This is a genomic window from Vibrio sp. 10N.222.52.C3 (assembly GCF_041474195.1).
GTDB lineage: Bacteria > Pseudomonadota > Gammaproteobacteria > Enterobacterales > Vibrionaceae > Vibrio > Vibrio crassostreae_C.
The window spans coordinates 1-2,391 of the sequence record NZ_JBFRTQ010000191.1 but is presented as its reverse complement, the minus strand read 5'-3'; the positions used below and the strand labels follow the sequence as shown (position 1 = coordinate 2,391).

At 46.5% G+C, this 2,391-nt stretch carries 2 protein-coding genes; both read left to right on the top strand.

Going from position 1 to position 2,391, the window contains the following annotated elements; all coding sequences use genetic code 11:
* A partial coding sequence (locus AB4517_RS21785; protein WP_372149937.1) for an ABC transporter ATP-binding protein occupies positions 1–701 on the top strand: 701 nt, incomplete at its 5' end.
* Between the two features lie 270 nt (positions 702–971).
* Entirely contained in the window at positions 972–2,339 is a 1,368-nt protein-coding gene (hflX, locus tag AB4517_RS21780) for a GTPase HflX (RefSeq protein ID WP_017071725.1), read from the top strand.
* The last annotated feature ends 52 nt before the right edge of the window (positions 2,340–2,391 follow it).

Genomic DNA, 2,391 nt, shown 5'->3' with positions numbered 1-2,391 from the left:
GTGGTCAGCGTCAACGTGTCGCGATGGGGCGCGCCTTGGCTCGTCGTCCTAAGCTGTATCTGTTTGATGAGCCGCTTTCTAACTTGGATGCAAAGCTGCGTGTTGAAATGCGCCACCAGATCAAACGTTTGCACCAGAAGCTGAACACCACCATTGTCTACGTGACCCATGACCAAATCGAGGCGATGACCTTGGCTGACCGTATTGCGGTGATGAAAGATGGTGAACTGCAGCAACTCGGTACGCCGCAAGAGATCTACACCAAGCCAAATAACATGTTCGTGGCGGGCTTTATGGGTTCACCATCTATGAACTTCATTAAGACCATGGTGGATTTGGATGATGAGCAGAATCCGATCATCAAAGTAACGGGTACAGCTGAGCAAGAGCACCACATTCGATTACCACAAAGCATGCGTGAGCAAGATGGCAAAGAAGTGGTGATTGGCCTGCGCCCTGAACATATTACAGAGCAGGAAAGTGAAGATGTGTCGGCAACGACCAAGCTAGACTTGCAGTTAGAAGTGCTAGAACCAACAGGGCCAGATACGATTGCGATGGTGAAAGTGAACGACCAAGAAGTGGCATGTCGCTTGTCGCCAGAATTTGAAGTGTCAGTTGGGCAAATGGCGCCGCTGCATTTTGACTTATCAAAGGCGGTATTCTTTGATGCTCAGACTGAAGCGAGAATTGATTTTTAGTTTTTGAGACAGTAGCTCAATGAGAGTCTAAGCTTAAGCAAAGGCAGTATCACTAATTACTAATAAGTAACGTGATGCTGTCTTTTTTGTTGTTTTAGCCTGTTTTATTTCCTCACGAAAACAGAGGGATAAACGAGATAAATGGATTAACTGCAATAATATCGCCAAATAGCCTCCGTTAGCTCTATAAAGCTGACCGAGAACAGCGTAGGATCGCGCTACTTTAGACCAAATACTAGGTTGCACATTAGTGCATAAACAGAAGAATACATGAAACTAACAGCAAAACCCTCAGCTAGTAACGCTTTACTTATTTCTATTACGACACCGGACTTCAAAGGTGACGAAGCAAAAGAGTCTCTTGCCGAACTTGCTCGCTTAGTAACAACCCTAGGGTTTAAAGTGGTCGGTACACAATCACAGCACCACAGTTCAACACAACGACAAAACGTGTTGGGCGCAGGTAAGCTTGCAGAAATTGCACACTTAACCGGTTACCAAGGTTCGATTGAAGAAGCCGAAGATGAAGATTTTATCGATGAGTCTTTTGATTTTCGTGCTGGTATCGATGAGTTAGATTTTGATGATCTTCCATCTGAAGACGTGGAGTTTGGTACTGCTGACGTAGTGGTATTCGACTGTGATTTGAGCCCATCTCAACTGCGTAATGTAGAAGCTCACTTGGGTGTCGAGGTGTTTGACCGTACTGGTATCATCATTGAGATCTTCAGCCGTCATGCTCGTACTCGTACCGCACGTCTGCAAGTTGAAATCGCTCGACTAAACTACCTAGTGCCTCGACTGCGTGAGACGGCCGACGGTGATAAAGAGCGTCAAATGGGTCAGGGTGCAGGTGAAACTTCACTAGAGCTAGACCGCCGTAAAGTACGTGACCAAATTGCTGCACTTAAGCGTGAGCTGGTTAGCGTACAAGACGAAATGAAGAACCGACGCACTCAGCGTTCGGAGCTTTTCACTGTTGCTCTGGTTGGCTACACCAACGCGGGTAAATCTTCGATGATGCGCGCTATGACCGCAACCGAGGTGAGCGGTGAAGATAAGCTATTCGCGACCTTAGATACCACGGTTCGTGCACTTCAGCCGATCACTCAGCCGCGTATCTTAGTGTCAGATACGGTGGGTTTCATCAAGAAACTGCCACACGATCTGGTTGCTTCATTCCACTCAACACTAGCAGAAGCGCATGATGCTTCATTACTGCTTTATGTGGTTGATGCTTCTGATGTTTCATTCCGCGCACAGCTTGATGTGGTACACGAAGTATTAGCGCAAGTGGGCGTTGAAGGCAGCGAAAAACTATTGGTACTGAACAAGTGCGATAGATTGAGCGAAGAAGAACAGTTAGAGCTGATTGAAGAATTCCCAGATGCAATGCTGACCTCGACTCGTGACCCGCTCGATATCACCAAACTACACAAGTACATTGTGGGTGTGGCTGAACAAGGCATGATCGAAGAAGAGATCACGATTCCTTATTCTGGACAAGGCATTATCGGTGAGATTCGCTCAAACATGAGTGTGGTGAAGGAAGAATACGACTACGAATGCATCAAGCTTACTGTACGCTCAAGTGCAATTGATTTAGCGCGCTTGAAAAAGCGTATGCAGAAGTCTTGATCGTCTATCTAGTTTAGATAAGAACGTCCAAAGAAAAGTCGACCACGAGGTC